Annotated in this window: 19 protein-coding genes; 7 read left to right on the forward strand and 12 right to left on the reverse strand. The window is 66.7% G+C overall.

Annotated elements, in window-relative coordinates:
* Positions 1–4: 4 nt before the first annotated feature.
* The 4 genes from B3098_RS05405 to B3098_RS05420 all read right to left on the reverse strand — a co-directional run bounded on the left by B3098_RS05405 (position 5) and on the right by B3098_RS05420 (position 4,928).
* Complete coding sequence (locus B3098_RS05405) at positions 5–1,108, reverse strand: polyamine ABC transporter substrate-binding protein (protein ID WP_286892253.1); 1,104 nt, start codon at positions 1,106–1,108, stop codon at positions 5–7.
* Between the two features lie 145 nt (positions 1,109–1,253).
* Entirely contained in the window at positions 1,254–1,985 is a 732-nt protein-coding gene (locus B3098_RS05410) for a 3-deoxy-D-manno-octulosonic acid kinase (RefSeq protein WP_286892255.1), read from the reverse strand.
* The gene (locus B3098_RS05415) at positions 1,975–2,397 is read right to left on the reverse strand and encodes a group II truncated hemoglobin (protein WP_218345069.1); all 423 of its coding nucleotides are present in this window, start codon (positions 2,395–2,397) and stop codon (positions 1,975–1,977) included. The genes B3098_RS05410 and B3098_RS05415 overlap by 11 nt, the downstream gene beginning before the upstream one ends.
* On the reverse strand, positions 2,397–4,928 hold the full coding sequence (locus tag B3098_RS05420) for an ABC transporter permease (protein WP_286892258.1): 2,532 nt from the start codon (positions 4,926–4,928) through the stop codon (positions 2,397–2,399). The genes B3098_RS05415 and B3098_RS05420 overlap by 1 nt, the downstream gene beginning before the upstream one ends.
* A gap of 102 nt (positions 4,929–5,030) precedes the next feature.
* On the opposite strand from B3098_RS05420, the gene B3098_RS05425 reads away from it, so the two are divergent.
* The 3 genes from B3098_RS05425 (at position 5,031) to B3098_RS05435 (ending at position 7,922) form a co-directional block, all read left to right on the forward strand.
* Positions 5,031–6,005, forward strand: coding sequence for a TRAP transporter substrate-binding protein (locus B3098_RS05425; protein WP_105238069.1), 975 nt, complete (start codon positions 5,031–5,033; stop codon positions 6,003–6,005).
* Positions 6,006–6,107: 102 nt separating this feature from the next.
* Positions 6,108–6,608, forward strand: a complete 501-nt coding sequence (locus B3098_RS05430) for a TRAP transporter small permease (protein ID WP_056567167.1) — start codon at positions 6,108–6,110, stop codon at positions 6,606–6,608.
* A gap of 36 nt (positions 6,609–6,644) precedes the next feature.
* Positions 6,645–7,922 (forward strand): TRAP transporter large permease, encoded by a 1,278-nt coding sequence (locus B3098_RS05435; protein WP_286892261.1) that lies wholly within the window; start codon positions 6,645–6,647, stop codon positions 7,920–7,922.
* Positions 7,923–8,045: 123 nt separating this feature from the next.
* Here B3098_RS05435 and B3098_RS05440 read toward each other — a convergent pair whose 3' ends face one another.
* Positions 8,046–8,336, reverse strand: a complete 291-nt coding sequence (locus tag B3098_RS05440) for a DUF3579 domain-containing protein (protein ID WP_286892263.1) — start codon at positions 8,334–8,336, stop codon at positions 8,046–8,048.
* A 179-nt stretch (positions 8,337–8,515) separates the two neighbouring features.
* Here B3098_RS05440 and B3098_RS05445 point away from each other — a divergent pair, with 179 nt between their 5' ends.
* Positions 8,516–9,697, forward strand: coding sequence for an aspartate aminotransferase family protein (locus tag B3098_RS05445; protein ID WP_286892265.1), 1,182 nt, complete (start codon positions 8,516–8,518; stop codon positions 9,695–9,697).
* A 56-nt stretch (positions 9,698–9,753) separates the two neighbouring features.
* Complete coding sequence (argF, locus tag B3098_RS05450; RefSeq protein ID WP_175138749.1) at positions 9,754–10,695, forward strand: ornithine carbamoyltransferase; 942 nt, start codon at positions 9,754–9,756, stop codon at positions 10,693–10,695.
* 76 nt (positions 10,696–10,771) lie between these two features.
* Here argF and B3098_RS05455 read toward each other — a convergent pair whose 3' ends face one another.
* From B3098_RS05455 to B3098_RS05470, 4 genes are all read right to left on the reverse strand, one after another.
* The gene (locus B3098_RS05455) at positions 10,772–11,332 is read right to left on the reverse strand and encodes a DUF4286 family protein (RefSeq protein WP_286892268.1); all 561 of its coding nucleotides are present in this window, start codon (positions 11,330–11,332) and stop codon (positions 10,772–10,774) included.
* A gap of 11 nt (positions 11,333–11,343) precedes the next feature.
* Positions 11,344–11,874: a carboxymuconolactone decarboxylase family protein gene (locus B3098_RS05460; protein WP_286892270.1), complete on the reverse strand. Its 531-nt coding sequence runs from the start codon at positions 11,872–11,874 to the stop codon at positions 11,344–11,346.
* Between the two features lie 2 nt (positions 11,875–11,876).
* Positions 11,877–12,830 carry a Bug family tripartite tricarboxylate transporter substrate binding protein gene (locus B3098_RS05465; RefSeq protein ID WP_279975663.1) on the reverse strand — a complete coding sequence of 318 codons (954 nt, stop codon included), beginning with the start codon at positions 12,828–12,830 and terminating at the stop codon, positions 11,877–11,879.
* A 69-nt stretch (positions 12,831–12,899) separates the two neighbouring features.
* The gene (locus B3098_RS05470; protein ID WP_286894700.1) at positions 12,900–13,766 is read right to left on the reverse strand and encodes an amidohydrolase family protein; all 867 of its coding nucleotides are present in this window, start codon (positions 13,764–13,766) and stop codon (positions 12,900–12,902) included.
* Positions 13,767–13,863: 97 nt separating this feature from the next.
* Here B3098_RS05470 and B3098_RS05475 point away from each other — a divergent pair, with 97 nt between their 5' ends.
* Both B3098_RS05475 and argG read left to right on the forward strand, forming a co-directional pair.
* On the forward strand, positions 13,864–14,814 hold the full coding sequence (locus tag B3098_RS05475; protein ID WP_175125768.1) for a LysR family transcriptional regulator: 951 nt from the start codon (positions 13,864–13,866) through the stop codon (positions 14,812–14,814).
* Between the two features lie 69 nt (positions 14,815–14,883).
* The gene (gene argG, locus B3098_RS05480) at positions 14,884–16,224 is read left to right on the forward strand and encodes an argininosuccinate synthase (protein WP_175125769.1); all 1,341 of its coding nucleotides are present in this window, start codon (positions 14,884–14,886) and stop codon (positions 16,222–16,224) included.
* 105 nt (positions 16,225–16,329) lie between these two features.
* On the opposite strand, the gene B3098_RS05485 is transcribed toward argG, so the two are convergent.
* The 3 genes from B3098_RS05485 to B3098_RS05495 form a co-directional block, all read right to left on the reverse strand.
* Positions 16,330–18,258, reverse strand: coding sequence for a potassium transporter Kup (locus tag B3098_RS05485; protein ID WP_286892274.1), 1,929 nt, complete (start codon positions 18,256–18,258; stop codon positions 16,330–16,332).
* Positions 18,255–19,325: a sensor histidine kinase gene (locus B3098_RS05490; protein ID WP_063952906.1), complete on the reverse strand. Its 1,071-nt coding sequence runs from the start codon at positions 19,323–19,325 to the stop codon at positions 18,255–18,257. The genes B3098_RS05485 and B3098_RS05490 overlap by 4 nt, the downstream gene beginning before the upstream one ends.
* Before the next feature lie 114 nt (positions 19,326–19,439).
* On the reverse strand, positions 19,440–20,111 hold the full coding sequence (locus B3098_RS05495) for a response regulator transcription factor (protein ID WP_006218435.1): 672 nt from the start codon (positions 20,109–20,111) through the stop codon (positions 19,440–19,442).
* Positions 20,112–20,169: the final 58 nt, after the last annotated feature.

The following is a 20,169-nucleotide window of genomic DNA, read 5'->3' on the forward strand; positions in this document are numbered from 1 at the left end:
ATGACTAATTTCCCAACTTCAGCTCGGACCACAACTTGTTCTGCAGCCGTGAAATGTTCAAGGGCAACGCCTTGATCACGTACAGGGTCTTGGAGACCTCGGCGGGCGGGTAGATCATGGGATTTTCAGCCACATCCTTGTTCACGAACTGCCGCGCTTCCTTGTTGGCGTTCGGGTAGAACATGGTGTTGGTGATGGCTGCGTGGACCTTCGGCGTTTCGATGTAGTTGATGAACGCGTGGGCCTCTTCGGGATGTGGCGCATCCTTGGGGATGACCATCAGGTCGAACCACGCCGGCGCGCCGCCCTTCGGAATGAAGTAGTTCACTCCATAAGGCTTCTTGGCGTCCTGCGCGCGCTTGCGCGCAATCATGACGTCGCCGGAGAAACCGTAGACCATGCACAGGTCGCCCACGGCCAGTTCGTCGATGTAGCCCGACGAGCTGAACTGGCGGATGTACGGACGGATCTTCTTCAGCACTTCCATCGCGGCCTGGTAGTCGGCGCTGTTGGTGCTGTTGGGGTCCTTGCCCAGGTACTTGAGCACGGCCGGGAACACCTGCGCGGCTTCGTCCAGCATGGAGATGCCGCATTCCTTCAGCTTGGCGGCGTTCTCGGGCTTGAAGATCATGTCCCAGCTGGCCAAGTCCACGTCGTCGCCCATGATCTGCTTGACCTTGGTGACGTTGTAGCCCAGGCCATTGGTGCCGTAGCCCCACGGAATGGCGTGTTCGTTGCCGGGATCCACCGTGGCGACCAGCGCCATGACTTCGGGATCCAGGTACTTCCAGTTGGGGATCTTGGACTTGTCCAGCTTCTGGAACAGGCCGGCTTCGATCTGGCGCGAGGCGTAATGGGTGGACGGGACAACGACGTCGTAACCCGACTTGCCGGCCAGCAGCTTGGCCTGCAATGCGTCGTTGCTGTCGTAGACGTCATAGCGGACCTTGATGCCGGTTTCCTTTTCAAAACCCGGGATCGTGTCCGGGGCCGTGTATTCGGCCCAGTTGTAGACGTTGACGACCTTGTTCTGCGCCATCGCAGCCGACGTGGCCGCCGCGACCAGCACCGCCCCGAGCGCCCAGCGCATTCCCGCCTTCAGTTCCATTATGTCCAGCCCCCTTGCTCTATGCCGTTTATGACAGGAGTACCAAAAGGCGAAATGATAAAGCCATTTTGCGATGACCTGCCCAACTTTGGGGGGTAATTGGCGCAATTGCTGCCTTGGCGGCCCGCGGCGGGCGGGCCAGCGGTCAGGGCTGGATTCCGATGCCCCAGGCCGTCCAGTAACTGTCGCGCAGGCGCATCCAGAAACGGTCGCCGGCCTCGCCGGCCACCTTGCGCAACGACCGGCGCAAGCGGTCGAGATTGGCCTGGCGCTGCCGCTCCGACAACCCGCCCTGCGTGCCGCGGTCGAAGTCGATGAGCCAGACCCGGCCGTCGTTGCCAATCAGGATGTTGAAGGCGTTCAGATCGGCATGCCAGACGCCTGCCCGGTGCATGCGCACGATGGCATCGGCCACCGGCTGCCACAGGGGCTCGGAAAGCGCCTGCGCCAGGGGCCGCACGCCGGGAATGCGCTCGACCACGATGGCGGCGCGGTAGATCGGACCCTGGCGCCAGTAGGCGGCCGCCAGCGGCGCCGGCACCGGCAGCCCTTGCGCGCGCAGGGCGGCCAGCAGCCGGTATTCGCGAAAGCTGCGCGTGCGCGACTCGCCGTTCCACAGATACGCGTCGCGGCTGATGCGGGCGATCATGCCGCCGCGGCGGTAGCGCCGCAGCACACCCTGCCAGCCCCGCCCCTCCACGAACCACGCGGCCTGGCGTCCCCCGGCGTCCACCGGCCGCGCCCGGTCGCCATAGTGACCGGGGTTGAAGACTTCGGGGCCCGCGTCGGCAAGGCGCCGGGCATCGCTGAGCATGGCGCCGGCCAGCGGGCCATCCCAGGTGGTGCGCCGCGCGCCGGATTGATCGTCAGCCTTCACGGTTGCGCATCCAGTCGGCCACGCCGTAGAACGATTCGAGCAGACGCTCGACCAGGACGGGATCGATGCCCTCGTCTTCCATTGCGCGGCCGATACAGGTCACCCATTGGTCGCGCTCGACCTCGCCGATGGAGAACGGCAGATGACGCGCCCGCAGGCGGGGATGGCCGAAGCGTTCGATGTAGTGGTCCGGACCGCCGAAATAGCCGCAGAGGAACCAGAAGAGCTTGTCGCGCGCCTCGTCCAGGCTGGGGCCGTGGGCGGCGCGCAGTTCCTTGAGGTCGGGCTCCATGTCCATCAGGTCATAGAAGCGGTCGACGAGGGCGCGCACGCCGGCTTCGCCGCCAAGAAGGTCAAACATGGTGCGGGAGTTTTCCACGGGTTCTGTAATGGTGTGGACGCGGGACGTCATCAGGTTTCTCGAAGGGTGACGAGCGGCGGCGTGCGCAGGACGCCGCGCAGGGCAAGCGCGCCGCCCGCCCAGGCGCCCAGCATGCCGGTGCCGATGCCGGCCAGCCACGGCCAGAGGCTGAGGGTAATGGTGAAGTCGAACACCTGGGTTGATAAAGCCCAAGCGATCGCGGTCGCGCCGGCCGCCGCAAGAAGGCCTGCCAACCCGCCCACGGCCCACAGCTCGATGCGCTGCGAACGGGCAAGCTGACGGCGCGTGGCGCCCAGCGCGCGTAGCACCGCCGCCTCGCGCATGCGCTCGTCGCGCGTGGCGGTCAGCGCCGCGGACAGCACCAGCACGCCGGCGGCCAGGGTGAACAGGAACAGCAGCTGCACGGCGCGGCCCACTTCATTCAGCACGGACTGCAACTGCTGCAGGATGGCGCCCACGTCGAACACCGTCAGGTTCGGAAACTCCCGCACCAGGGCGGGCAACACCGCCGCCTTTTCGGGCGGCAGGTAGAAGGACGTGATCCAGCTCTGGGGCATGTCGGCCAGTGCGGCGGGGGTCAGGATGGCGAAAAAATTGACGCGCATCGTATCCCAATCCACCCGGCGGATGCTCGACACCGCCACCTCGACCTGCTGGCCGGCCACGTCGAACGTCATCTTGTCGCCCAGCCCGATGCGCAGCGACTGCGCCAGCCCGGCCTCCAGCGAGACCTCCGCGGAACCCGGCGTCAGCCAGCGGCCCTGCTCGATCCGGTTGGACGACGGCATCTCGTCGCCATAGGACAGGTTGAATTCGCGGTCCACCAGGCGCTTGGCGCGCGGCTCTTCATAATCGTCCGGTCCCACCGGCTTGCCGTTGACGGCAATCAGCCGCCCCCGGACCATCGGCGACAGCGTGATGCGGCCCAGGCCTTCGCGCGTCAACGCGTCGGTCACGGCCTGGCGCTGGTCCGGCTGCACGTTGATCAGAAAGCGGTTGGGCGCGTCCGGCGGCATCGTGCGCTGCCAGCCCTGGATCAGATCGGTGCGCGTCATCGTCAACAGCAGCAGCGCCATCAAGCCGACCGCCAGCGCGCAGACCTGGGTGATCGTGGCCGCCCGGCGGCGCACCACGCCCGCCAGCGCAAAGCGCAGCGCGGGCAGGCCGGCGGCCAGCCGGCGCACGCGCGCCAGGCCCAGGATGCACAGCCAGGCGACCAGCGCGAACACGCCAAAGGCGCCCAGAAAGCCGCCCGCCACCACGCCGCCCAGCTTGGCATCGCCCGCGAACCACCAGATCAGCAGCGCAAAACCCGCCGCGCCCAGCACGTAGCCGAACGCGCTGCGCGCGCTGATCGTGTCCGCATCACGCCGCAGGACGCGGGCGGGCGGCACGTGGCGCAATTGCGCCAGCGCGGGCAGCGCGAATCCCAGAAGCAGCAGCAATCCGGTCAGGACGCCCTGCAAGGCCGGAATGGCAGACGGGGCCGGCAAGGTCGTGTCGATCAGCGAGCCCAGCAGCATGACGAGCACCTGGTGCACACCAAACCCCAGCAGGCAGCCGGCGGCGGACGAGAACAGCCCGACCAGCGTGAATTCCAGCGTCAGCATGCGCGCGACCTGCGATTGCACGGCGCCCAGGCAGCGCATGACCGCGATGCCATCACGATGCCGCGTCATGTAACGTCCCGCCGCCAGCGCCACGGCCACGGCCGAGATCAGCACGGCCAGCAGCGCGACCAGCGACAGAAAACGCTGCGCGCGGTCCAGCGTGCGGCGCACTTCCGGGCGGCCCGATTCCAGAGTGGCGATCTTCTGGCCGCGCTTCAGATTCTGGTTCAGCCAGGCGGAATATCCAGCCACGGCGTCGGGCTGGCCGGCGACCAGCATGGCATAGCCGATGCGGCTGCCCGGCGCGATGAGGCCGGTGGCCGGCAGGTCGTTGGCGCGCAGCAGCACGCGCGGCGCGACGTTGACGAACTGCATGCCCTTGTCCGGCTCATACGTGATGACGCGGTCGATGCGCATGTGGGCGTCGCCCACGTTCAGCGTGTCGCCCACCTTCAGGTTCAAGAGCGCCAGCAACTGCGCGTCGACCCACACCGCGCCTTCGGGCGGGATGTCGCGTGTGGGCGCGTCGGGCGCGAACGGCGCCTCGGCCACCCGCAAGGCCCCGCGCAGCGGATATCCGGGCTCCACCGCTTTCAGCGCCGCGAGTTGCGCGCCGTCCCCGGCGCCCACCATGGAAGGAAACTGCCACGTGCCGGAAACGGTCAGCCCGCGCTCGCGCGCCTGATCCTTGAAGGCGGCGGGCACGGGTTCGTCGGCGTCCAGCACCAGATCAGCGCCCAGCATCTGGCCGGCGTCGCGTTCCAGCGCGCGGCCCACCCGGTCGGCCAGAAAGCCCACGCTGGTGACGGCGGCCACCGCCACGACCAGCGCCAGGACCAGCAAACGGAGCTCGCCGGCTCGCGCATCGCGCATCATCATCCGGGCGCCCAGGCGCAAGGTTGACCAGAAACCAGGGCGCCTGGCCTGTGACATATCAGGGAAATCCATCATTCGTCCATGTTAACTAAGCGCCTGTAGGGCGTCCGAATCCCGATATCATCCCGGGGCGGGAGGCAAAGCCGCCCATAAAGATAACCAATTCCGGAGAAGACAATGCGTAAAACCTGGCTTGCGGCCACGATTCTGGCCGCCTGCGCGGCCGCCACCTCGCTGCCCTCGGCAGCGCAGACCACCCTGAAGATGGCCTACGCCCTGTCGACGTCGTCGCACTACGGCGCCGGCGCCGACGCGATGGCCAAATCCATCGAAGGCTCCACCAACGGCAAGTTCAAGGTCCAGCAGTTTGCCAATAGCGCGCTGGGCGGCGAACGTGAAGTGATCGAAGGCCTGCAGATCGGCACCATCGATCTCGCGATCGTTTCGACCGGTGCAACCCTGAATTTTGTTCCCGAGACCGGCGTTTTCGACATCCCGTTCCTGCTGCGCGACCTGCCGCACGCCCGCGCCGTCCTGGACAGCAAGATCGGCCAGGACATGCTGGCCAAGTTCCCCAGCCGCGGCATCGTGGCGCTGGCGTGGGGCGAACAGGGCTTTCGCCACCTGACCAACAACGTGCGCCCGGTCAAGACCCCGGCGGACGCCAAGGGCCTGAAGATCCGCACCACCGAAAACCCGATCCACATCACGGCCTTCCGCCAAATCGGCATCCTGCCCACGCCGATGGCCTGGCCCGAAGTGGCCACCGCGCTGCAGCAGGGCACCATCGACGGCCAGGAAAATCCGCTGTCCGTGATCACGTCGGCCAAGCTGTCGCAGATGCAGAAGTACCTGTCGCTGACCGGCCACGTGTACGGCCCGGCCCTGGTGCTGATGTCCGCCAACGTCTATGAAGGCCTGTCGGCCGCCGACAAGGCCAACTTCGACAAGGCCGGCAAGGAATCGGCCCAGGCCATGCGCGCCTACGTCGACAACATCGAAAAGACGGGCGTCGAGCAGCTCAAGAAGGAAGGCATGCAGGTGTCCGAAGTGGACCGCGCCGCGTTTGCCGCCGCTGTGGAACCCGCCTACCCCGAGTACTACAAGAAGTTCGACAAGAAGCTGATCGACTCGATCCGCGACACCAAGTAAGCCGGCACGGCCCCCATCGCGGGGCCGTTTGCCTGGCGGCGGGACCGGCCTGCGCCGCGCGCCCGCCCCACTTTTCCGCGTCCATCGCCAACGGAATTCACCATGCGTTTGCTCTGCGCCTTCGACCGCGGCCTGTTCAAGCTGGTCTCGGCCCTCGCCCAACTTTTGCTGGTGGCCGCCGCGGCCGCCGCGTTCTACCAGGTCATCGCCCGGTTCGTGCTGCACTCGCCCGCCGACTGGAGCGAGGTCCTCACCCGCGCGCTTCTGATCTGGACCGTGCTGCTGGGCGTGGCGCTGGCATTCCGCCACGGCGCCATGATCAGCGTCGAGCTGCTGCGCAACCTGCTGGGCGGCACGCGCCGCCGCGTGCTCGAGGCCATCATCGGCCTGATCTGCGCGGGCTTTCTCGGCTTTCTGGCCTGGATCGGCGGCAACATGACCTATCGCGTGCGTTTCCAGAACGTGCCGAGCCTGGACATCTCGATTTCCTGGATCTACCTGGCGATTCCCGTGGGCGCCACGCTGGCGGCCATCGCCGTGCTGGCCCGCTGGTGCGCCGGCGAAGAAGACGACGTGCCCGTGCGCAACGACGCGCAAGGCTGAGCCGCCCCCTATCGAACCTGAGCAGCAAAAATCGCCATGTCCCAATTAATGATTGTCTCGATGCTGATTTTCTTCGGGCTGTCCGTGCCGGTCGCTGTGTCGATCGGCCTGGCCAGCCTGGCGGGAGTCGGCGCCGCGGGCCTGCCCTGGCTGGTTGTCGCGCAGCAGTTGTTTGCCGCGCTGGACAAGTACCCGCTCGTGGCCATCCCCTTCTTCATCCTGGCCGGCAACCTGATGGAAGCCGGCGGCATCTCCGAACGCATGGTGGAATTCGCCAAGAGCGTGGTCGGCGGCATCCAGGGCGGCCTGGCCTGCACCTGCGTGCTGACCTGCATGATCTTCGCGGCGGTCGCGGGCTCCAGCGTTGCCACGACCTTCGCGGTGGGCGCCATCCTGATTCCCGCCATGATCCGGCACGGCTATCCGGCCCCCTTTGCCGCGTCATTACAGGCCAGCGCGGCGGAACTCGGGGTCATCATCCCGCCGTCCATCCCGATGATCCTGTTTGCCGTGTCCACCGACACGTCCACCGGCGAACTCTTCATCGCCGGCGTCGTGCCGGGCATCCTGATCGGCATCGCGCTGATGTTCTACGTCTGGCTCTACGCCAAGCGCAACAACCTGGGCAAGCGCGACGGCGAAGGCCGGCTGCCGCTGTGGCCCGCGTTCAAGCGCGCCTGGCTGGCGCTGCTGATGCCCGTCATCATCCTGGGCGGCATCTATGGCGGTATCTTCACGCCGACCGAGGCCTCTGTCGTGGCCGTGATGTACGCCGTCTTCGTGGGCAAGTTCATCTACCGCCGCCTCACGTTCCGTCAGTTGTCGAACACGCTGCACAAGTCGGTCGTGTCGACCGCGGTCATCATGTTCGTGATCGCCAACGCCGGCCTGTTCAGCTTCCTGCTCAACCGCGCCGGTATTCCGGACGCGCTGGGCACGTGGCTCGCCCAGATCTTCGACACCAAGTTCGGCTTCCTGATGGGCGTGAACGCCGCGCTGTTCGTGATCGGCATGTTCATCGAGACCTCGGCGTCGATCGTCGTGCTGGCTCCCTTGCTGCTGCCGGTGGCGCTGCAGTTCGGTGTCGACCCGGTGCACTTCGGCATCATCATGGTGGTCAACCTGGCGCTGGGCATGATCACGCCGCCGTTTGGCGTCAACCTGTTTGCCGCGTGCGCGGTGGCCAAGCTGCCGCTTGAGCGTATCGTCAAGCCGCTGGTGCCCTTCGTCGGTGTGGTGATCCTGTGCCTGATGGTCATTACCTACTGGCCCGGGCTGTCGCTGGGACTGCGCGACCTGGTGTACGCGAAGTGATGTGCGTAGCCGCCGCGCGGGCAATCTGTCCGTGCGGCGGGTAACGCCCGGCACGCCTCGGCGGCGTGCAGGGTCGCAGAATGAGAAAAGCGCCCGGTTGGGGCGCTTTTTCGTTCTGGGGGCCTAGATTTCGCGTTCTTCCGTCTTGAGGTTGTTGTCGCGGGCGAAATCCACCACAAACTTGTAGGCCAGCGGCTCCAGGTCGCGCAGGCGCAGGTCGACAACGATCCCGCGCACGCCATCGATCACGACGGGCAGCACATAAGGCGAATAAGTGAGGTGGTTACCAGCACAGCCGGCGGGCCGGAACTGTGCCATTACGCCGGCGAGCCGTTCCGCCCAATCGCTGGGGCGGAAGCGGCTACCGCTTTCGGTAACGCCATGAATTAAGAATTGTCTGACGCGAGTTGCCATGTGTTCTTCACTGCGGGACGCCTTTCACGAAAGCCGGATCTTCGGCGTGATCAAACATGCGTGCCGCGCCGCGAATTGTATATGATTGATCCTTTGCCCTCTTTCGAACCGCGATTCGCCCCTGATTCGCCCTAGCAAGCGGGCACGCTGTCGATGCCATTCCCCCAGGAGGATCCGCGATGAGCTCGCCTCTGGCCAATATCTATGCCCGGCTGCCGGTATCGTTCACGCACGGCCAGGGTGTCTGGCTGTGGGACGCAGGCGGCCGCAAGTACCTGGATGCCCTGGCCGGCATCGGCGTCTCCTGCCTGGGCCACGGCCATCCGAAGCTGGTCGCCGCCATCGCCGAACAGGCGGCCCGCGTCATCCATACCTCCAACATCTACGACATCCCGCAGCAAACCGAGCTTGCCGCCCGGCTGACGGCGCTGTCCGGCATGCAGGAAGTCGCGTTCAACAACAGCGGCTCCGAGGCCAACGAAGCGGCCATCAAGCTCGCCCGCTACTACGCCTACCAGCGCGGCAACAAGCACGCTCACATCATCACCATGGATTCGTCCTGGCATGGCCGCACGCTGGCCACGCTGGCGGCTACCGGCAGCGACAAGGCGCGCAAAGGCTTCGAGCCCCTGCCCAGCGGCTTCATCCAGGTTCCGTACAACAACCTGGACGCGGTGCGTGCCGCCGGCGACGCCGAGCCGCGCACCACCGCCGTGCTGCTGGAAGTCCTGCAGGGCGAAGGCGGCATCCGCCCGTCCGACATCGCCTACCTGCAGGCGCTGCGCCAACTCTGCACCGAGCGCGGCTGGCTGCTGATGATCGACGAAGTGCAGTCCGGCATCGGCCGCACCGGCAAGTGGTTCGCGCACCAATGGGCCGACATCCGCCCCGACGTCATGACGCTGGCCAAGGGCCTGGCGGGCGGTGTGCCCATCGGCGCGATGCTGGCCGCGGGGCCGGCCGCAGGTGTGTTTACGCCGGGCAGCCATGGCACCACGTTCGGGGGCGGGCCGCTCGTGTGCGCGGCAGGCCTTGCAGTGCTCGATGCGCTGGAATCCGAAAACCTGCTAGAAAACGCCCATGACGTGGGCGAATACCTGAAAGACCGCCTGGCCAGCGCGCTGGCCGGCACGCCCGGCGTGACCGACATCCGCGGCCGCGGCCTCATGCTGGGCATCGAGCTGGCCCGCCCCTGCGGCGTCCTTGCGCTGCGCGCCATGGAAGCAGGCCTGCTCATCAACGTCACGCGCGACCGCGTCATCCGCATGCTGCCGCCGCTGATCCTGACGCGCCAGGAGGCCGACCAGATCGTCGCCCTGCTGGTGCCGCTCATCCAACAGTTCCTGGCCGAAAAACCATAATCAACGTCCCTGCCGGGCCACGAGCCTGGCGGGGCCCAATGACCTGCGACATCAACATGACTCCTCCCACGACTCAAAACGGCCCGCTGCGGCACTTTCTGCAGTTCAAGGACTTCTCGTCCGCCGAGATCGCCTACGTGCTGGACCGCGCGCGCCTGATCAAGGAAAAGTTCAAACGCTATGAGCCCCACATGCCGCTGCACGACCGCACGCTGGCAATGGTGTTCGAAAAGGCCAGCACACGCACCCGCGTGTCGTTCGAGGCCGGCATGTACCAGATGGGCGGCTCGGTCATCAACCTGACGTCCAACGACTCGCAGCTCGGCCGATCCGAGCCCATCGAGGACACCGCGCGCGTGATCTCGCGCATGGTCGACATCGTCATGATCCGCACGTTCGAGCAGACCCGCATCGAGCGCTTCGCGTCGCATTCGCGCGTGCCCGTGATCAACGGCCTGACCAACGAATTCCACCCCTGCCAGATCCTGGCGGACATCTTCACCTACATCGAGCACCGCGGCCCCATCGCCGGCAAGACGGTCGCCTGGGTGGGCGATGCCAACAACATGGCCTACACGTGGCTGCACGCGGCCGAAATGCTGGGCTTCACGCTGCATGTGTCCACGCCGGCCGGCTACGAACTCGAAGCCTCGCGCATCGGCACGCCGTCCGACAAGGTGCTGCGCCAGTTCAAGGACCCCATGGAAGCCTGCAAGGGCGCGCACCTGGTCACCACCGACGTGTGGACCAGCATGGGCTACGAGGCCGAAAACGAAGAGCGCCGCGCCGCGTTCGCCGACTGGTGCGTGGACGCCGAGATGATGGCGGCGGCCGACCCGCAGGCCGTCTTCATGCACTGCCTGCCCGCCCACCGCGGCGAGGAAGTCACCGGCGAAGTCATCGACGGGCCGCAGAGCGTGGTCTGGGACGAAGCCGAAAACCGCCTGCACGTGCAGAAGGCGCTGATGGAATTCCTGCTGCTGGGTCAGGTCGACTAAACCTGTCCTGCATACATGAGAAGGGCCCGGGCATCCTGCGACGCCCGGGCCCTTCTGCTTTCTAGACCGCTTGGTGCTACAGGATCTTCCTGAACATCGTGCGCCGCGTGTTGCGGAACGACGGCCGCACGCGGCTGCTCCAGTCAGTCGCGCGCACCGCCAGCCACGGCGGGCTGCCAAAGGTCTCCTGCGTATGCAGGTCGTAGCAGGCCAGGTAGCGCGGCGATTCGTCGCGGCATTCCCAACGCTGCGCGCGCACCGTGCCGGGCACCGACGCCAGCCCTGGCAGATGCTCCTGGTCGTACCAGGCGTTCAGGTCGGCCTCGGCCTCGGGCAACACGTCGGTTTCGACGATGTAATGCCACGGCGCCTCCTGCCCCGCCGACGCGCCGGGCAGATCCAGCGTCTGGTGCAACACCCGCGCGTGCGCGCCGGGCGCCAGTTCGTCAAGACGGGCTTGGATCTCTGGCAATGCACGGGCCCCGCGCACGGTTACGTAGGTCTCCTCCGCTTCCAGCGCGGCAAAGGCGCTGATCTTCACATCCGCCAGCCCGTCCGCAAGGCGCCCGGCCAGATCACGGGCGCGCGCCTCGTCAAACCGTTCGCCCAGCGACACCAGCAACATCGTTTCCTGCACAGCCCTCTCCTTCAATGTCCGACGCGCAAGGCGACCAGGAAGCGCGACACCATGTTGTACGCCCCGACCGTTGCGGTCAGTTCCACCAGTTGCGCATCATCGTAGCGCTCTCGCAGCGGCGCGAACACCGCGTCCGGCACCTCGATGTCACGGGTCATGGCGTCGGTCAGCGCCAGCACCTCGGCCTCTCCCGGTTCCAGTCCCTGCACCTGATCCGGCGCGGGGTTGCCGCGCAGCAGGTCGATGACGGTCTGCGGCATGCCGCCCGCCAGCGCGTGCGGCACGTGCGCCTCGAACTCGTAGGGCGCATTGTTCAACGTCGCCACGCGCAGGATGATCAGCTCGCGCAACCGCGGCGCCAGCGATGTCTTCTGCCGGATCGCGGTCAGCATGGCTTCCCAGCCCTCGACCACCGCCGGGCTGTTCAGCAGCACCTGGTACAGCGGCGAAATGCGGCCGCGCGCGGCGGCGATGCGCGCCTCCAGCACGGCCAGCTCCGGGCGGGTGCCCGGCACCACGGGTTCGATTCGGCGGGCGCTCATGCTTACTCCGGACGGATGTTCTTGCGCTGGATCAGCGCGGTCCATTTCTCGCGGTCGGCGGCGATCAGCGCGCCCAGTTCCTGCGGCGTGCTGGGCGCGGCCTCGGCGCCGAACTTCTCCAGGCGGGCGCGGACGGCCTCGTTGGCCAGCGCGGCGCGCACAGCCTGGTTCAGCTTGTCGACGGTGGCGGCGGGCGTGGCCGCGGGTGCGACCAGGCCGTACCAGTTGTTCGATTCGACGCCGGGGATGCCCAGCTCGGCCATCGTCTTCACGTCGGGCAGCAGCGGATGGCGTGTCGGCGCGGCCAGGCCCAACGGCTTGAGCTTGCCGCCCTGGATATGGCCGATCAGGCCGGGCACGTCGCCGAAGAAACCGGACACCTGATTGCCCATCACGTCGTTGATGACGGGCGCCGCGCCCTTATAAGGCACGTGCAGCACCTTGGCCTTGCTGGAATCGCCAAACATTTCCAGCGTCAGATGCGGAATGCTGCCGATGCCCGACGAGCCGATGGCGACCGACTGCGACGCGGCCTGCGACTTCTTCACGAAGTCGGCGGCGTCCGTCGCCGGGTTGGACGGATTCACCACGAACACCGTGGCGTTGTTCACCACGCGCGAGACCGGCGCGAAATCGCGCGCGGGGTCATACGGCAGGTCCTTGTACAGCGCCGGGCTGATTGCCACCGCGCCCACGCTGGTCAGGAACAGCACCGAGCCGTCGGCCGGCGCCTTGGCCACGTAGGCGGCCGCGATGTTGCCGTTGGCGCCCGCCTTGTTTTCGACGATGACGTTCTGCTTGAGCTCCTTGCCCAGCTGCTCGGCCAGCACGCGGCCCACCAGATCCACGGGGCCGCCCGGCGGGAACGCGATGATCAGGCGCACGGGACCGTCGGCGTGGGCCGCGCCAGCGGCGGCCAGGCTCAGCACGGCGGCCGAGATGATTTTCTTGAACATGGTGTCTCCTCGTTGATGGGGATGTGCTTGCGGCGGGGGCTTCCTGGCCCTCGTTCCGCTTTCTCTGTGCTACTGAAATCCGTAAAGCCGCGCCGGGTTGTCCACCAGCACGCGCTGGCGCAGTCCGGCGTCCGGGCACGCTTCGAAAAACGTGTCGACCAGTTCACCGTCGTCCGGCATATCGCCGGCCACATTCGGATGCGGCCAGTCCGTGCCCCACAAGGTGCGGTCCTGCAAGGCCTCAACCAACGCGCGCACGAAGGGAATGCCTTCCGCAAAGGGGCGGCGGCCGGCGGCGATCCGGTCGATGCCGGACACCTTGACCCACGCCTGGCCGACGTCCGCCAGGCTGAGCAACGCGCGCATCGCCGGTGAATCAAGCCCATCGGCCGCCTTCAGCCTGCCCATGTGGTCCACGACGAACGGCACCGGCAGCGTGAGCAGTCGCGGCAGCAGTTCGGGCAGCATCGCGCCGTCCACGTGCAGGCACAGGTGCCATCCCAACGGCGCGATCAGCTTGACCACGTGGTCGAACACCGCCGGCTCGGGCGCGCCGCCCAGATGCGGCACGAAGTTGAACCGCGCAGCCCGCACGCCGCCTTCGTGCAGCGCCTTGACGCTGGCAGCAGTGGCGTCCGCGCCCAGCAGCGCCACGCCGCGATATCGGCCGTTGCTGCGCGCCAGCGCGTCCAGCAAAGCGCGATGGTCCGACCCATGGCAGTTGGCCTGCACCACCACGGCGCGCTCGATGCCCAGATGGGCATGCAGCGCCGCCATGCTGGCGAACGACGCGTCCGGCGGCGTGTACGACCGGCCTTCGGCATACGGAAACACATCGCCGGGTCCGAAGACGTGGCAATGCGCGTCGCACGCGCCCGGCGGCAGCGCATGGCGGGGACGGGAGGGCGAGGCAAGCGGCGGACGGCAATCGGGCACGGGGACATCCTGCATGGAAAGCGCCATGGTCGCGGAATGCCGGAGGGCGAACAATGCTATACCGTATATTTCTGATATCGAAAAACCTAATATCCCGATGGATCTCAAGCAGATCGAGTACTTCGTGCGTGTGGCCGAGCGCCGCAGCTTCTCGCGCGCCGCTGAAATGCTGGACGTCGCGCAGCCCACACTCAGCCGTCAGGTGCGGCTGCTGGAACTGGAGCTGGGCCAGCATCTGCTCTACCGCAACGGGCGCGGCGCCGAGCCCACGGAAGCGGGACTGCGCTTTCTCGAGCACGCCCGCGCCCTGCTCGCGTTGGCCGAGCGCGCGAAGGAGGATCTGCAGACGCTGCGCGAAACGCCCACCGGCAAGGTCATGATCGGCCTGCCGCCCCGCATCGCGCGCGTGCTCACGCCGCCGCTGGTGCAGGCGTTCCGCCAGAATTTCCCCGATGCCTCCATCGCGGTGGCCGAAGGCCTGAGCGCCCAGGTGCGCGAATGGCTACTCGCCGGCCGCGTGGACCTGGCCTTGCTGTACGATCCCGCCCCTTCCCCGCAACTGGTCTACGAGTCACTCTTTCGCGAAGACCTCGTCCTGGCCGCGGCCGCGGGCCATCAGCCGCCCCTGCCCGCCCGCGTGCCGGTCGCGCGGCTGGGCGACTATCCGCTGGTGCTGCCCAGCCTGCCCAACGCCATCCGCACCCTCGTTGAAAGCGTCTGCCGTGCGCAGGGTGTGCGGCTCAAGGTCGCGGCCGAGGTCGACGCCGTGCAGACCATCGTGGAACTGGCGGCGCAGGGCGACGCCTACGCCATCCTGCCGCGCTCGGCGGCGCGCGGTCCGGCCGCCGAACATGAACTGTCCCTGTGCGCCATTGGCTCCCCGACGATCACCAACAACCTGGTGCTGGCCAGCGCCCGCCATCGCCCAGCCACCCGGCTGGCCGCGGCCACGGGCGAGCTGATCCGCGGCCTGCGGCTTGCCGAGCTGTTCGCACCAGGCGCCCCCCGCGCCGCAACCCCGGCGGCCAGCCCCCCTCAAAAGAGTTAAAATGGCGGGCTATTTTCTTGTTTGGCGGCTCGTTGCTGTCAAAGTCCTGTTGGCGTCTCACCTCAAACAATGACCACTATCCTCCCGAACCTGCCCACCGGCCAGAAAGTCGGCATCGCCTTTTCCGGCGGCCTGGACACCAGCGCTGCGCTCCTCTGGATGCGCAACAACGGCGCCATCCCCTACGCCTACACCGCCAACCTGGGCCAGCCCGACGAATCCGACTACGACGAGATTCCCCGCAAGGCCCTGGCGTACGGCGCCGAAAACGCCCGCCTGATCGACTGCCGCGCGCAGCTCGTGGCCGAAGGCATCGCCGCCCTGCAGTCGGGCGCGTTCCACATCTCGACCGCCGGCATCACGTACTTCAACACGACGCCCATTGGCCGCGCCGTCACCGGCACGATGCTGGTCGCCGCCATGAAGGAAGACAACGTCAACATCTGGGGCGACGGCAGCACGTTCAAGGGCAACGACATCGAGCGTTTCTACCGCTACGGCCTGCTCACCAACCCGGAACTCAAGATCTACAAGCCCTGGCTCGACCAGCGCTTCATCGACGAACTCGGCGGCCGTTCGGAAATGTCCGAATACATGCGCCAAGCCGGTTTCGACTACAAGATGTCGGCTGAGAAGGCCTACTCCACCGACTCCAACCTGCTCGGCGCCACGCACGAAGCCAAGGACCTGGAACACCTGAATTCCGGCATCCGCATCGTCAAGCCCATCATGGGCGTGGCGTTCTGGCGCGACGACGTCGCCGTCAAGGCCGAGGAAGTCACGGTGCGCTTCGAAGAAGGCCAGCCCGTCGCGCTAAACGGCGTCGAATACGCTGACCCCGTCGAACTGCTGCTCGAAGCCAACCGCATCGGCGGCCGTCACGGCCTGGGCATGAGCGACCAGATCGAAAACCGCATCATCGAAGCCAAGAGCCGCGGCATCTACGAAGCCCCGGGCCTGGCCCTGCTCTTCATCGCCTACGAGCGCCTGGTCACCGGCATCCACAACGAAGACACGATCGAGCAGTACCGCGAAAACGGCCGCAAGCTGGGCCGCCTGCTGTACCAGGGCCGCTGGTTCGACCCGCAAGCCATCATGCTGCGCGAAACCGCCCAGCGCTGGGTGGCCCGCGCCGTCACTGGCGAAGTCACCATCGAACTGCGCCGCGGCAATGACTACTCGCTGCTGAACACCGTGTCGCCCAACCTCACGTACGCGCCCGAGCGTCTGTCCATGGAGAAGGTGGAAAACGCCCCCTTCACGCCGGCGGACCGCATCGGCCAGCTCACCATGCGCAACCTCGACATCGTCGACACGCGCGAAAAGCTGTTCACGTACGTCAAGACCGGCCTGCTCGCCTCCAGCGGCACGTCGCTGCCCCAACTGAAGGACACGACCTCGAAGAAGTAATTCTTCAAGGCCAAACAAAAACCCTCGGTTTTCACACCGAGGGTTTTTTTTCGCCAGGCAGTCGTGGCCCGGCGCGGCGAGGCCGCGACGCGGTCAGCGTGGCGGCTACAGCTCGACCTGCATGCCCATCTCCACAACCCGGTTCGCCGGAATCTTGAAGAACTTCGTGCTGCGGGTCGAATTGCGCGCCATGAACGAAAACACCGCGCGCCGCCAGCGTGACAAGGCAGGCTTCCTGGCCGCCACGACCGTCTGGCGCGACAGGAAGAACGACGTCCGCATCGGTTCCAGATCCAGCTCCGGATACGCTTCGGCAATCAGGCGCAGCGCCTCCGGCACGTCCGGATCTTCCTTGAAGCCGTAGGTGACCGTCGCAGCCCAGCTCGATGCGCTGAGCTTGTTCACCTCGAAGCGCTCTTCCGGCGCGATATACGGCACGTCGGCCGACTGGATCGACAGGAACAGCACGTGGTCGTGCAGCACCTTGTTGTGCTTCAGGTTGTGCAGCAGCGCCGGCGGCACGTTACCCGAATTCATCGTCATGAAGATGGCGGTACCCGGCACGCGCGACGGCGGATACTGCTCGAGCTGCTCCATGAATTCCTTGAGCGGCTGGCGGTGGCGCTGCTGCATGTCGGACAAGAGACGACGGCCGCGCCGCCACGTCATCATCAGCGTGAACACCACGATCGCCACCACCAGCGGCAGCCAGCCGCCTTCGTGGATCTTGAAGACGTTGGCCGAAAACAGCAGCACGTCCAGCAGCAGCAACAGGCCCAGCACCAGGAACCACATCATGCGCTTCATGCCCGTGCTGCCGCGCGGCAGCACCGCAAACGCCAGCACCGACGTCGTGAACATCGTGCCCGTCACCGCAAAGCCGTAGGCCGCGGCCAGGTTGTCGGAATTGCGGAACCACAGCACCAGGATCAGCACCGCGCACAGCAGCAGCGCGTTGACCTGCGGCAGATAGATCTGGCCCTTCTCGATCGCGGACGTGTGCAGGATCTGCATGCGGGGCCAGAAGCCCAGCTGCACTGCCTGGCGCGTCACCGAATAGGCGCCCGAAATCACGGCCTGCGACGCCACGATGGTGGCGATGGTGGCCAGCGCGACCAGCGGGGCAAGCCCCCATTCCGGCGCCATCAGGAAAAACGGATTGCGGATCGCGGTGGGATCGCGCAGCAGCAGCGCCCCTTGGCCGAAGTAGCACAGCGTCAGCGCCGGCAGCACCATGCTGAACCAGGCCCGGCGGATCGCCGGGCGGCCAAAGTGTCCCATGTCGGCATACAGGGCCTCGGCGCCGGTCAGCGCCAGCACCACCGCGCCCAGCAGCACGAAGCTGACCCACGGCGCTTCGACGATGAAGCGCAGCCCCCACATCGGGTTCAACGCGGCCAGCACCTCGGGCGTCTGCCAGATCTGCCAGCCGCCCAGGGCCGCCAGCGTGGCGAACCACAGGAACATCACCGGACCGAACAGCTTGCCCATGGCGGCCGTGCCATGCGACTGGATCGCAAACAATGCGATCAGCACGACCAGCGCGATCGGCACGACCCAGTGGTCCAGCGTATGCGACACGATGCCGATGCCTTCCAGCGCCGACAACACCGAAATCGCCGGCGTGATCATGCTGTCGCCGTAGAACAGCGCCGCACCGAAGATGCCCAGCACGATCAGCACCCAGCGCAGCTTGCCCTCGCGCGCGCGCACCGCCAGTTCCAGCAGCGCCAGCGTGCCGCCCTCGCCGCGGTTGTCCGCGCGCAGCACCAGCATCACGTATTTCAGGGACACCACCACCATCAGCATCCAGAACAGGATGGACAGCACGCCCAGCAGATGGGCCGGCTCCAGGTCGGTATGCACGCTCAGGCCGGTCAGGCAGGCGCGCAGCGTGTAAAGCGGGCTGGTGCCAATGTCGCCGTAGACCACGCCCAGCGCGCCCAGGACCAGCGCCGCACGCGACGATGGGGCGTGGGCGCCGCCCGGGTGACCTGGGGGCAAAGAAGCAGCGCTGACCGTGCCTTGGCTCATGATGCGGGTTCTTGGCGAGTGAGTTGAGCCCCCTTGCGAGGGCCGGGGAATACGACGGACAGCCGCGTCCCGGAAAAATCGGGCCGGCTGGTGAGCTTCCACCACGCGCCGTGCGCGTGCGCGATTTCTCGCACGATGGCCAGTCCCAGGCCCGAACCGCCGGCCGTCGCGGTGGGCGACCGGTAGAACGCCTCGAACACGCGGTCGCGCTCTTCGGGCGGAATGCCGGGCCCGTCGTCTTCGACGGTCAGCGAGGGCGGATTGGCGCCCACGATCAGCGTGATGCGCCCCGTCGGGTTGCCATAGCGCAGCGCGTTATCGATCAGGTTGCCCAGCAGCTCCGCGAGCAGCAAGGGGTCCGCGTCGATCCAGATGGGCGTTTCGGGCGCGGCCAGATCCAGCTCGTAGTGCGCCTCGCGCACCCGCGGAAACCATTCGGCGCCATGCACCCGCACCCACTCGCACAGGTCGATGCGCACAAAGCTGTCCTGTGGGCGCGCATTGGGATCGGCGCGGGCCAGCACCAGCAGCTGCTGGCCCAGCCGAATCATGCGATCGCTCACTGCCTTGATGCGCTCTGCACGGGCCCGCACGTCGTCCGGCAAGGGGCGCGCCAGCATGAGTTCAGATTCCAGCCGCAGGCCCGACAGCGGCGTGCGCAATTGATGCGCGGCGTGGCCAATGAAGCGCCGCTGCGCGGCCAGCGAAGCATCCAGCCGCAGCAGCAGATCATTGGTGTGCGTGACCAGCGGTTCGATCTCCACCGGCACACCTGCAACCTCCAGCGGCTGCATGTCGTCGATGGAGCGCTGCCGGATTTCTTCAGACAGATGGTTCACCGACCGCAGGCCGGACCGCACACCCTGCATCACCACCCATGCAAACAGCGCGATCAACGCCACCTGGCCCACGACCATCAGCCAGAAGAAGTCTTCCAGCATCCACAGCGACATGTCGATCTTGTGGGTGATGACCCAGGTTGCCGCCAGATCCAGCAGGACGAGCAGCAGGATGGGCGGCATCAACCGGATGACGAGATGCCGGGCAAGCGATCGGGAGGGAAGCATGGGGGGGCGCGCAGCCGGAGACGGTTGGGGGATGCGTTCCTGCGTCATGGCGCGAAGCCCTCGATGAGGCGGATGAAAACGCGCGGACGGCGATCGCCGGCCGCGGCCGGCCCGTCAGGCCGTTTCCACATCCAGCATGTAGCCAAAGCCACGTACCGTCTGGATGCTGGCGCCCGTGCCTTCCAGGCGCTTGCGCAAGCGGTACACGTAGACTTCGACGGCGTTCTCGCTGAAATCCGCGTCCCAGGCGGACAGGGAATTGACGATCTGGCGCTTGGTCACGACGCGGCCCACGCGGGCCATCAGCATTTCGAGGACGGAAAGTTCACGCACCGACAGCGACAGGCGCTGGCCATTGGCGCGGACTTCGCGGCCGACGGTGTCGAACACCAGTGGGCCGACTTCGATGAGCGGCTGGGCCTGGCCGGCACGGCGGCGGCCGAAGGCGCGCACACGCGCGGCCAACTCGGGCAGTTCGAAGGGTTTGGTGACGTAGTCATCCGCCCCGGCGTCCAGACCGGCAACGCGGTCTTCGATGCCATCGCGAGCGGTGAGGATGAGCACGGGAACCTGATTGCCGTCCTGCCGCAGTTGCCGCAGCACGTCCAGGCCGCTCATGCCGGGAAGATTGAGGTCGAGCAGCATGAGGTCATACGGCTGGCCCGCCAGCGCGCCCAGAACCCGGTCGCCCTCGGTCAGCCAGTCGACCGCATAACCCTGGTCGGCCAGGAATTCCTGGAGCGCATGGCCCAGGGTGGTGTCGTCTTCGATTACCAGAACTCGCATGCCGCGATTCTAGCGCGATCCAAAAAAAAAGGGGCGCGAAATGCGCCCCCTTCCTGGA

Origin of the sequence: Achromobacter sp. UBA2119 (assembly GCF_002331005.1) — a bacterium.
GTDB lineage: Bacteria > Pseudomonadota > Gammaproteobacteria > Burkholderiales > Burkholderiaceae_B > Achromobacter > Achromobacter animicus.

Coding starts and splice junctions, on each gene's coding strand:
- B3098_RS05405 (WP_286892253.1), bottom strand. CDS start 1,108: ATGGAACTGAAGGCGGGAATGCGCTGGGCGCTCGGGGCGGTGCTGGTC.
- B3098_RS05415 (WP_218345069.1), bottom strand. CDS start 2,397: ATGACGTCCCGCGTCCACACCATTACAGAACCCGTGGAAAACTCCCGC.
- B3098_RS05420 (WP_286892258.1), bottom strand. CDS start 4,928: ATGATGGATTTCCCTGATATGTCACAGGCCAGGCGCCCTGGTTTCTGG.
- B3098_RS05425 (WP_105238069.1), top strand. CDS start 5,031: ATGCGTAAAACCTGGCTTGCGGCCACGATTCTGGCCGCCTGCGCGGCC.
- B3098_RS05430 (WP_056567167.1), top strand. CDS start 6,108: ATGCGTTTGCTCTGCGCCTTCGACCGCGGCCTGTTCAAGCTGGTCTCG.
- B3098_RS05435 (WP_286892261.1), top strand. CDS start 6,645: ATGTCCCAATTAATGATTGTCTCGATGCTGATTTTCTTCGGGCTGTCC.
- B3098_RS05440 (WP_286892263.1), bottom strand. CDS start 8,336: ATGGCAACTCGCGTCAGACAATTCTTAATTCATGGCGTTACCGAAAGC.
- B3098_RS05445 (WP_286892265.1), top strand. CDS start 8,516: ATGAGCTCGCCTCTGGCCAATATCTATGCCCGGCTGCCGGTATCGTTC.
- argF (WP_175138749.1), top strand. CDS start 9,754: ATGACTCCTCCCACGACTCAAAACGGCCCGCTGCGGCACTTTCTGCAG.
- B3098_RS05460 (WP_286892270.1), bottom strand. CDS start 11,874: ATGAGCGCCCGCCGAATCGAACCCGTGGTGCCGGGCACCCGCCCGGAG.
- B3098_RS05465 (WP_279975663.1), bottom strand. CDS start 12,830: ATGTTCAAGAAAATCATCTCGGCCGCCGTGCTGAGCCTGGCCGCCGCT.
- B3098_RS05475 (WP_175125768.1), top strand. CDS start 13,864: ATGGATCTCAAGCAGATCGAGTACTTCGTGCGTGTGGCCGAGCGCCGC.
- argG (WP_175125769.1), top strand. CDS start 14,884: ATGACCACTATCCTCCCGAACCTGCCCACCGGCCAGAAAGTCGGCATC.
- B3098_RS05485 (WP_286892274.1), bottom strand. CDS start 18,258: ATGAGCCAAGGCACGGTCAGCGCTGCTTCTTTGCCCCCAGGTCACCCG.
- B3098_RS05490 (WP_063952906.1), bottom strand. CDS start 19,325: ATGCTTCCCTCCCGATCGCTTGCCCGGCATCTCGTCATCCGGTTGATG.
- B3098_RS05495 (WP_006218435.1), bottom strand. CDS start 20,111: ATGCGAGTTCTGGTAATCGAAGACGACACCACCCTGGGCCATGCGCTC.